8 protein-coding genes are annotated in these 9,333 nt (G+C 52.8%); 4 read left to right on the top strand and 4 right to left on the bottom strand.

From position 1 onward, the window contains the following. Window positions 1–183: 183 nt before the first annotated feature. Window positions 184–489 (bottom strand): YsaB family lipoprotein, encoded by a 306-nt coding sequence (locus RDN66_RS13610; RefSeq protein WP_202216999.1) that lies wholly within the window; start codon window positions 487–489, stop codon window positions 184–186. A gap of 316 nt (window positions 490–805) precedes the next feature. Here RDN66_RS13610 and RDN66_RS13605 point away from each other — a divergent pair, with 316 nt between their 5' ends. Beyond that, the gene (locus RDN66_RS13605; RefSeq protein WP_202216998.1) at window positions 806–1,801 is read left to right on the top strand and encodes an acyltransferase; all 996 of its coding nucleotides are present in this window, start codon (window positions 806–808) and stop codon (window positions 1,799–1,801) included. Here RDN66_RS13605 and yiaB read toward each other — a convergent pair. The 3 genes from yiaB to xylA all read right to left on the bottom strand — a co-directional run bounded on the left by yiaB (window position 1,766) and on the right by xylA (window position 5,169). Next, complete coding sequence (gene yiaB / locus RDN66_RS13600) at window positions 1,766–2,143, bottom strand: inner membrane protein YiaB (protein WP_202216997.1); 378 nt, start codon at window positions 2,141–2,143, stop codon at window positions 1,766–1,768. The genes RDN66_RS13605 and yiaB overlap by 36 nt on opposite strands. A gap of 167 nt (window positions 2,144–2,310) precedes the next feature. Beyond that, window positions 2,311–3,765, bottom strand: coding sequence for a xylulokinase (xylB, locus tag RDN66_RS13595; RefSeq protein ID WP_202216996.1), 1,455 nt, complete (start codon window positions 3,763–3,765; stop codon window positions 2,311–2,313). 81 nt (window positions 3,766–3,846) lie between these two features. Beyond that, complete coding sequence (gene xylA / locus RDN66_RS13590; protein WP_035893121.1) at window positions 3,847–5,169, bottom strand: xylose isomerase; 1,323 nt, start codon at window positions 5,167–5,169, stop codon at window positions 3,847–3,849. Between the two features lie 358 nt (window positions 5,170–5,527). Between xylA and xylF the strand changes: the two genes are divergently transcribed. From xylF to xylH, 3 genes are read left to right on the top strand one after another with little or no spacing between them, the layout of a single operon-like run. After that, entirely contained in the window at window positions 5,528–6,520 is a 993-nt protein-coding gene (gene xylF, locus RDN66_RS13585; RefSeq protein WP_123651074.1) for a D-xylose ABC transporter substrate-binding protein, read from the top strand. A gap of 57 nt (window positions 6,521–6,577) precedes the next feature. Beyond that, window positions 6,578–8,119, top strand: a complete 1,542-nt coding sequence (locus RDN66_RS13580; protein WP_202216994.1) for a xylose ABC transporter ATP-binding protein — start codon at window positions 6,578–6,580, stop codon at window positions 8,117–8,119. Then, window positions 8,097–9,278: a xylose ABC transporter permease XylH gene (gene xylH / locus RDN66_RS13575; RefSeq protein WP_308537918.1), complete on the top strand. Its 1,182-nt coding sequence runs from the start codon at window positions 8,097–8,099 to the stop codon at window positions 9,276–9,278. The genes RDN66_RS13580 and xylH overlap by 23 nt, the downstream gene beginning before the upstream one ends. Window positions 9,279–9,333 lie beyond the last annotated feature (55 nt).

The raw sequence follows: 9,333 nt of genomic DNA, 5'->3' as shown, positions 1-9,333 counted from the left end.
GGTCAGGATCAGGCCCTGGAAGGTCCTGGTATCAAACTTTTGCATATGATTTCGTGCTGGATACGTGTGGATTTAAAGGAAGGAGTCAGTATACCCGCTGGCTGCGAGATATACAGTATGAAACGAGGTTGTTTAGACTAAATTGGGAAAAACAGGCCCGTTTTTACCACGAACCCACCCGTTTTAGCTCATGGAGAGATGTAAAAATCGGCCATCGGCATCGAAAGAGCAGACAAAACTTTCATTTCGCGCCGTATAGCCGCGGAGTTCATAACTGCCTTGAAAACGTTCAAACCCGGTGACATCAATTTTCTTCGTCGCGGTGTTATAGCGTTCAGCAGCATTGTCTTTGCACAATTGCTCCATAGAAAGCGAACGCTCGGGATTCACTCGCGCATTTTGTGATTTTTGCACAACCGGCGATTCGGCCGACGAGCACCCTGCAAGCACAATAAGCGCCAGCAAAGTAGAGAGAGACTTCATCATCATTATTTATCTTACCGGGCTGTTATTTTAGGCTTTACCCCTTCTTACCGCCGCATTGTGCGAAGATTGCGACACCATCACAAGTGCGGGGCGAGAAACTCGGAATTATCCAGTGAGATAGCTAACACTGGGGCGAGTCTGACCTTAGAACCTATCCCAGTAGGCGTAATTGTTGAAGCCAGTTTGAGGTCGTACAGCGCGCAGAAACCGGAGCGTACACGTAGTACGTGAGGATTTTGAGCACTGCACGACCTCAAAATGGCGAATAAAATAGCCTAATGGGATAGGTTCTTATTTATAGCGGAAAAATAGGTATCTAATGCAAGCAAAGATTAACTGGATTGAGAACTTACGCGGAATTGCCTGCCTGATGGTGGTGATGATCCATACCACGACCTGGTATATCACCCACCCGCACGACGTGAGTCCGCTAAACTGGGACTTTGCCAACGTCTTAAACTCCGCTTCCCGCGTCAGCGTGCCGCTTTTCTTTATGATTTCGGGCTACCTGTTTTTCGGCCCGCGTAGCGCCCAGCCGCGCCATTTTCTGCGCATTGCACTCTGCCTGTTGTTCTATAGCGCCGTCGCACTGCTGTTTATTGCCTCTTTTACCCATATCAGCGTTGAAGGCTCCTTGAAGCATATACTGCAAAAACCGGTGTTCTATCACCTGTGGTTTTTCTTCGCCATCATCGTTATTTACCTGGTTTCGCCGTTGATTGAGGTCAAAACCATTAGCGGCAAAATGTTGCTGGCGTTAATGGTCGTGATTGGCCTGGTGGCGAACCCCAATACCGTTTCGCTAAGCGCTCACGGCGTCGAATGGCTGCCAGTCAATTTGTATATCAACGGCGATACGTTCTATTACGTTATTTACGGGCTACTAGGACGTGCAATTGGCATGGTGGAAACCGATAAAAAAGGTCTGTCCTGGTGCTGCGCGCTGCTGTTTGCGGCCTCCGTATGGGTTATCTCACGGGGTACGCTGCACGAACTGCAATGGCGCGGTAACTTCGCCGATACCTGGTACGTCTACTGCGGCCCGATGGTCTTTATCTGCGCCACATCGCTGCTGACGTTGGTTAAAAACACCCTGAACGCGCGAGTGCTTCCGGGACTCGGGTTTATTTCAAAACATTCGCTGGGTATTTATGGCTTTCACGCGCTGATTATTTACGCCTTACGTACCGGCGGTCTGGAATTAAAACGCTGGCCGGCCCTGGATATTTTCTGGATATTCAGCGCAACGCTTGCCGGGAGCCTTGTGCTTTCTATGCTGCTACAGCGTATCGATACTCGTAGGCTGGTCAGCTAATTCCGCAACCCGCATCAGAAGATACTGACCCGATATACAAAGACAGAATGCCGCAAGATATGCGCCTCTTTCGACCAGTGAGAGTGGCGCATTCCACAATCCCACCAGCAGTAGCCCGCTAGTCATCAGCGCCACCATCCGGCAGACAGAGGCAAAACCCTCGTCCATCAGGCCACGTTTCACTTCACGCTGGTAGACATAGACGATGAACATGCCTGTTATCAGCACGCCCAGAAAATAGCCTTTTCCACTTAATAACGGGCAAGCCTGCCAAAGCCCAATGAGGTAAATCAGGGCTCCAGTAAGCATGAATAGCCATGAAATAAGCACAGAACGTTTCATTAGAATCTCCTTATCCATCAAATGCACATTATGGGAAACGGGAGACTGACAACACTGAAAAAGGGATTCAGGGGAGCATTTCAGAATAAAACCATGCAATTATTTTATTGTTTGCGTCGGTTTAATTGCGCGAGTAAATCCCTCCTGCAAGCAGGAGGGATTTATCATCAGGACATCAGCGGCAGGAGCTGCTGATACAGTTTGCGGAAGGTCTCACGGCGCTGCTGATAAATAGCATGATGCTGAGCATCCGGATAATGTGTTTGTTCCAGCTTAAGCTGCGGCAGTAAGTCAGACAGCGGCTTGTCCGGGTTCACGGCGATTTGTGCCAGCCGTGCTGCACCTAGCGCTGGGCCAACATCGCCCCCGGTGCGATAGTCCAGCTGTAACCCGCTAATATCTGCCAGCATCTGCCGCCACCATGGGCTTCGCGCACCGCCGCCGATAAGCGTGATGCTTTCTGGCGTCACGCCGCAGGCATGGACCACATCCATCCCATCAGCCAATGCATAACCCACACCTTCCAGCACCGCTTTTGCCAGTTCGGCAGGGCCATGCTGATGCGTCAGACCAAAGAACACACCCTTCGCTTGCGGGTTATTGTGCGGTGTGCGTTCACCGGAAAGATACGGTAAGAACCAAATTGGATCCGCGCTGGTATCCGCATTTTCCGCTGCGCTAATCAGTGCAGGCACGGTTGTCAGGCCGGTCAGCCTTGCAGCCCAATCCAGGCAAGATGCGGCGCTCAGCATCACCGACATCAAATGCCAGCGGCCCGGCAGCGCATGGCAGAAACTGTGTACGGCGCTTTCTGGCTTGCTCAGAAACCCCTCGCTCACCGCAAAGTAGACGCCCGAGGTGCCCAGCGACAGCATCGCCTGACCGGCATCCGCCATGCCCACGCCGACGGCGCCAGCGGCATTATCACCACCACCTGCGACTACCGGCACAGCAGGCATATTCCATGCGCTGGCAACCGATGGCAGCAATTTTCCGGTGATGTCGCAGCCTTCATACAGCGCCGGCATGTTGTCACGGGTCAGATGGCAAGCGGCGAGCATCTCATCGCTCCAGTCACGCTTCGCGACGTCCATCCACATGGTGCCTGCCGCGTCGGACATATCACTGGCAAAATCACCGGTCATACGCAGACGCAAATAATCTTTTGGTAATAGTACCTTATCGATCTGACTGAAGATCTCAGGCTCGTGGCGCTGTACCCACAGCAGCTTCGGTGCAGTAAAACCAGGCATCATCAGGTTACCGGTTATCTGCCGCGACGTTTTCACCTTCGCTTCCAGAAGCTCACACTCTTCAGCACAGCGTCCATCGTTCCACAGAATAGCCGGGCGCAGCACGCGCTGGTGTTTGTCCAACAGCGTCGCACCGTGCATTTGCCCTGCAATCCCCAAGGACTTTACGCCCTGAAGGCTGTGCAGTTGGCTGAGCCCTTTGATGGCACGATCCGTTGCCTGCCACCACTGCTCTGGGTCCTGTTCTGACCATAGCGGGTGGGGACGGGAAACCGTCAGTTTTTCCGTCTGTGACGCCAGGACGGTTCCCTGTTCATCAAGCAGAATCGCCTTAACGCCAGACGTGCCTAGATCTATGCCGATATACATCGCGACTGCTCCTTTAAGTGGTACGATGCCCGGCAAGCTCACGCTCCCGGGCACGTTATACTGCGAAATGCGGTGATTAACTTACTTGTCGAACAGGTAGTGGTTTACCAGCCCTTCCAGCAGCTCCTGATGGCCGCTCTGGTGCTGTGGTGCCAACTGATGCTGCTCGGCATATTTTGCCAGTTCCTGCAGGGACATCTGGCCTTTCAGGATCTGTTGACCCAGCTCGCCATTCCATCCCGCATAGCGTTTCGCCACACGTTTATCCAGTTCACCGCCTTCAATCATACGGGCAGCGACTTTCAACGACAGTGCCATGGTATCCATTGCGCTGATGTGGCCGTAGAACAGGTCATACTTATCGGTGCTCTGGCGACGAACCTTCGCATCGAAGTTCAGGCCACCGGTAGTGAAACCGCCCGCTTTCAGAATTTCATACATCACCAGCGAGTTTTCTTCCACGCTATTCGGGAACTGGTCGGTATCCCAGCCCAGCTGCGGGTCACCGCGGTTGGCATCCACGGAGCCAAACAGGCCCAGCGCAATCGCCGTCGCAATTTCGTGATGGAACGAGTGGCCAGCCAGCGTCGCATGGTTTGCTTCGATGTTGAGCTTAATTTCTTTTTCCAGACCGAACTGCTTCAGGAAGCCGTAAACGGTGGAAGCATCGTAGTCGTACTGGTGTTTAGTCGGTTCCTGAGGTTTCGGCTCAATCAGCAGCGTACCCTGGAAACCAATTTTGTGTTTGTGCTCAACCACCATCTGCATGAAGCGGCCAATCTGCTCGCGTTCCTGGCGCAGATCGGTATTCAGCAGCGTTTCGTAACCTTCACGACCGCCCCACAGGACGTAGTTTTCACCACCCAGCTTATGGGTAGCATTCATCGCGGTGAATACCTGAGTCGCAGCCCAGCTAAAGACTTCTGGATCTGGGTTCGTTGCCGCACCTGCGCCATAGCGTGGGTTAGTGAAGCAGTTTGCGGTACCCCACAGCAGCTTCACGCCGCTCTGCTGCTGTTTCTCTGCCAGCACATCCACCATCTGCGCAAAGTTGTTCAGGTACTCTTTCAGGTTCGCGCCTTCCGGGGAAACGTCCACATCGTGGAAGCAGTAGTAAGGCACATTCAGTTTGTGGAAGAATTCAAATGCCACGTCAGCTTTACGTTTCGCACGCTCAATCGCTTCGCCAGGCTGCTGCCATGGGCGGTCAAATGAGCCAACGCCAAACATATCTGCACCGTTCCAGCAGAAGGTATGCCAGTAGCAAGCAGCAAAGCGAAGGTGGTCTTCCATACGTTTGCCCAGCACTAACTCGTCCGGGTTGTAGTGGCGGAAAGCCAGCGGGTTCTCAGTTTTTGGGCCTTCAAAACGAACGCGATCCAGTTGGTCGAAATAAGCTTGCATAATGAACTCCATAATCTGACAGGCGGCGAGGAATAATTCGTTTTGTAATACTGAATTCTGATTTGCACTAGCTCAATTACGTTATTTCACACTGCTATTAAGAGAATCCACAAATGTGCGCTGGCTCGCAAAATAAATAGGAATCCGCCTCGCTTTATGTGAGTAAATTTTGCATACGGTGATTTTAAAATCAGATCACGGTCAAAATTTGACAATTAAACGAAATATCGTAATAGGAAGATAAAAATCTGTAATTGCCAGCCAGAATTTACATGTTAAAAATTTGCTGCGTGTTAAGTCATCTCCGTTTCTTTTATCGCCAATCTCATCACCTATCCCTACAGAAGGCATTACGATTATGAAGATAAAGAACCTTTGCCTCACACTCTGCGCATCGCTACTTCTCACCAGCATGGTGAGTAGTGCCAAAGAAGTAAAAATCGGTATGGCTATTGACGACCTGCGCCTTGAGCGCTGGCAAAAAGACCGCGACATCTTCGTGAATAAGGCTGAACAGCTGGGGGCACAGGTTTTTGTGCAATCTGCTAACGGCAATGAAGAGACACAAATGTCGCAGATCGAGAATATGATCAACCGTGGTGTAGATGTCCTTGTCATTATTCCTTATAACGGGCAAGTACTTAGCAACGTAATTAAAGAAGCGAAACAAGAAGGCATTAAAGTATTAGCTTACGACCGCATGATCAATAATGCGGATATTGATTTTTATATTTCCTTCGACAACGAAAAAGTCGGTGAAATGCAGGCGCAAAGTCTGGTTAATCAGGTACCTCAGGGGAATTATTTCCTGATGGGTGGTTCACCGGTTGATAATAATGCCAAACTTTTCCGCGCCGGACAGATGAAAGTATTAAAGCCTTATATTGATGATGGCAAAATTAAAGTTGTCGGCGATCAATGGGTTGACGGTTGGCTGCCGGAAAATGCGCTGAAAATTATGGAGAACGCCCTCACCGCCAACAATAACAAAATCGATGCGGTTGTGGCGTCAAACGATGCCACCGCAGGCGGTGCTATTCAGGCACTCAGCGCTCAGGGTTTGGCTGGCAAAGTGGCTATCTCTGGTCAGGATGCCGATCTGGCAGGGGTGAAACGTATTATCAACGGCACACAAACCATGACCGTGTATAAACCGATCACCTTACTGGCCAACAGCGCAGCAGAAATCGCCGTTGAGCTTGGTAACGGCAAGCAGCCAAAAGCCGATGCCACGCTGAATAATGGTCTGAAGGATGTACCGTCCCGCCTGCTCACCCCAATTGAAGTCAATAAAACCAATATTGACGACACCGTTGTAAAAGATGGTTTCCATAAGAAGAGCGAACTCTAAATGGCCCGCCCCAGCCTCGCGCTGGGGCAGCCTGGCTTACGCGGAGCACAAGCACTTATGCCCTATTTACTCGAAATGAAAAGCATCACCAAGACCTTCGGGGTGGTGAAGGCGATTGATAATGTCAGCCTGCGATTAAACCCTGGCGAAGTGATTTCCCTGTGTGGCGAAAACGGCTCAGGAAAATCCACGTTAATGAAGGTGCTATGCGGTATTTACCCCCATGGCAGCTACGAGGGTGAAATTGTTTTTGCTGGCGAGACGCTACAGCCCACGCATATTCGCGATACCGAGCGCAAAGGCATTGCCATTATTCACCAGGAACTGGCACTGGTTAAGCATCTGACCGTGCTGGAAAATATTTTTCTCGGCACTGAGATTAGCCGCCACGGCGTATTGGATTACGACACCATGACGCTGCGCTGCGAAAAACTGCTGGCGCAGGTGAACCTCGCGATTTCACCCGATACGCGAGTGGGTGATTTAGGCCTGGGGCAGCAGCAGTTGGTTGAAATTGCCAAGGCGCTGAACAAGCAGGTACGGCTGCTTATTCTGGACGAACCCACCGCCTCGCTCACGGAACAAGAGACTGCCGTGCTGCTGGGGATCATTCGCGATCTGCAAAATCATGGCATCGCCTGTATTTATATCTCCCACAAGCTCAACGAAGTGAAAGCGATCTCTGACACCATCTGCGTGATCCGCGATGGCCAGCATATCGGTACCCGTGATGCGACCAGCATGACCGAAGACGACATTATCACCATGATGGTTGGGCGCGAGCTCACCGCGCTCTATCCGAGCGAGCCACATACGGCTGGCGATGAAATTCTGCGCGTGGAGCACCTTACCGCCTGGCATCCCGTGAACCGGCATATTAAGCGCGTGAACGACATCTCCTTTAGCCTTAAACGCGGGGAGATTCTGGGCATCGCTGGCCTGGTGGGGGCCGGGCGCACCGAGGCCGTCCAGTGCCTGTTTGGCGTTTGGCGCGGGCGCTGGGAAGGCAACGTCTTTATTGATGGCAAGCAAGTGGACATCCGTAACTGCCAGCAGGCCATCGGCCACGGCATTGCGATGGTGCCGGAAGATCGCAAAAAAGACGGCATCGTGCCGGTGATGGCGGTTGGAAAAAATATCACGCTTGCCGCACTCAACGACTTCAGCGGCGCACTGAGCAGCCTGGATGATGCCAAAGAGCAGCAGTGCATTTTACAGTCTATCCAGCGGCTGAAAGTAAAAACCTCATCACCGGATCTCGCCATCGGTCGGCTCAGCGGCGGGAACCAGCAAAAAGCCATCCTGGCACACTGCCTGCTGCTTAATCCGCGCATTCTCATTCTTGATGAACCGACGCGCGGTATCGATATCGGCGCAAAGTACGAAATCTACAAGCTGATTAATCAACTGGTGCAGCAAGGCATTGCCGTCATCGTTATCTCCTCCGAACTGCCGGAAGTACTGGGTCTGAGCGACCGGGTGCTGGTCATGCACGAGGGGAAATTAAAAGCCAACCTGGTCAATAACGGTCTGACTCAGGAACAAGTGATGGAAGCCGCCTTAAGGAGTGAACGTCATGTCGAAAAACAACCCGTCTGAAATCAAGCTGGCGGCCCCTGCATCCGCCCCTGCGCTGCGGCTCAAATCGCTCAACCTGCAGGTCTTCGTGATGATCGCAGCCATTGTGGTGATTATGCTGTTCTTTACCTGGAACACCGACGGCGCCTACCTCAGCGCGCGTAACGTTTCCAACCTGCTGCGCCAGACCGCCATCACCGGCATTCTCGCCGTCGGTATGGTATTCGTGATTATCTCTGCCGAAATCGACCTTTCTGTCGGTTCAATGATGGGCCTGCTCGGCGGTGCTGCCGCTATTTTTGATGTCTGGCTCGGCTGGCCGCTGCCGCTGACTATCATCGTCACGCTGGCGATGGGGCTGGTGCTGGGAGCCTGGAACGGATGGTGGGTCGCCTATCGGAAAGTGCCATCGTTTATCGTGACGCTCGCCGGAATGCTCGCCTTCCGCGGCATTCTGATTGGGATAACCAACGGTACGACCGTCTCACCGACCAGCGCGGCGATGTCGCAAATTGGTCAAAGCTACCTGCCGAACGGTATTGGCTTCACCTTTGGCGCGATTGGGCTGATGGCGTTTATTGCCTGGCAGTGGCGCGGGCGCATGCGGCGTCAGTCGCTGGGACTGGGCACTCCGGCATCCAGCGGCGTGGTGGGCCGTCAGGCGTTAACGGCGGTTATCGTACTGGGCGCTATCTGGCTGCTCAACGATTATCGTGGCGTGCCAACGCCGGTTCTGCTGCTCACGCTGCTGCTGCTGGCGGGAATGTTTATGGCTACGCGCACCGCTTTTGGCCGACGCATATACGCTATCGGCGGCAATATCGAAGCCGCGAGGCTTTCCGGTATTAACGTCGAGCGTAATAAGCTGGCTGTATTTGCTATCAACGGCCTGATGGTCGCCATTGCCGGGCTTATTCTTAGCTCACGTCTAGGGGCGGGTTCACCATCTGCCGGGAACATTGCCGAACTGGATGCCATTGCCGCCTGCGTAATCGGCGGCACCAGCCTCGCGGGCGGTGTCGGTAGCGTTGCCGGCGCGGTGATGGGAGCATTTATTATGGCCTCGCTCGACAACGGAATGAGTATGATGGACGTTCCCACTTTCTGGCAATATATCGTCAAAGGTGCAATTTTATTACTCGCCGTCTGGATGGACTCCGCCACCAAACGGCGCGCTTAATCGTCCAGCCGTGGTGTTGCCGTCTCTCATGACGGCAATACCCATCATGATTCAC

Source organism: uncultured Kluyvera sp., from assembly GCF_902485085.1.
GTDB lineage: Bacteria > Pseudomonadota > Gammaproteobacteria > Enterobacterales > Enterobacteriaceae > Kluyvera > Kluyvera ascorbata.
This window is presented reverse-complemented; position numbering and strand designations above follow the sequence as displayed.

Excerpts from the sequence above, each read along its gene's own strand:
- RDN66_RS13580 (WP_202216994.1), top strand. The coding sequence starts at position 6,578 with ATGCCCTATTTACTCGAAATGAAAAGCATCACCAAGACCTTCGGGGTG.
- yiaB (WP_202216997.1), bottom strand. The coding sequence starts at position 2,143 with ATGAAACGTTCTGTGCTTATTTCATGGCTATTCATGCTTACTGGAGCC.
- xylA (WP_035893121.1), bottom strand. The coding sequence starts at position 5,169 with ATGCAAGCTTATTTCGACCAACTGGATCGCGTTCGTTTTGAAGGCCCA.
- xylH (WP_308537918.1), top strand. The coding sequence starts at position 8,097 with ATGTCGAAAAACAACCCGTCTGAAATCAAGCTGGCGGCCCCTGCATCC.
- xylB (WP_202216996.1), bottom strand. The coding sequence starts at position 3,765 with ATGTATATCGGCATAGATCTAGGCACGTCTGGCGTTAAGGCGATTCTG.
- RDN66_RS13605 (WP_202216998.1), top strand. The coding sequence starts at position 806 with ATGCAAGCAAAGATTAACTGGATTGAGAACTTACGCGGAATTGCCTGC.
- RDN66_RS13610 (WP_202216999.1), bottom strand. The coding sequence starts at position 489 with ATGATGATGAAGTCTCTCTCTACTTTGCTGGCGCTTATTGTGCTTGCA.
- xylF (WP_123651074.1), top strand. The coding sequence starts at position 5,528 with ATGAAGATAAAGAACCTTTGCCTCACACTCTGCGCATCGCTACTTCTC.